The organism is Actinoplanes rectilineatus (assembly GCF_000962825.1).
Taxonomy (GTDB): domain Bacteria; phylum Actinomycetota; class Actinomycetes; order Mycobacteriales; family Micromonosporaceae; genus Actinoplanes; species Actinoplanes rectilineatus.
Genome location: NZ_JZKF01000280.1, coordinates 1 through 305, shown reverse-complemented (window position 1 = coordinate 305; position 305 = coordinate 1). Strand labels below are relative to the sequence as shown.

General features: G+C 65.9%; 1 protein-coding gene. It reads left to right on the top strand.

What is annotated here, in order from left to right; translation table 11 throughout:
* A partial coding sequence (locus WH85_RS46415) for an AAA family ATPase (RefSeq protein ID WP_157411676.1) occupies positions 1 to 305 on the top strand: 305 nt, incomplete at both ends.

Genomic DNA, 305 nt, shown 5'->3' with positions numbered 1-305 from the left:
GCCTTCGAAGCCGCCATGGGCGGCGTGCTCTTCATCGACGAGGCCTACACCCTGGCCAGAGCCGGCGGGGCGGCAGCCGACTTCGGCCAGGAAGCCATCGACACCCTCGTCAAACTCATGGAGGACCACCGCGACAACGTCGCGGTCATCGTCGCCGGATACACCACCGAGATGGCCGACTTCCTCGACGCCAACTCCGGCCTCGCCTCCCGCTTCGCCAAGACCCTCGAATTCGAGAACTACGGACCCGACGAACTCGTCATGATCGCCGGACGCATCGCCCGCACCGACGACTACACCTTCGC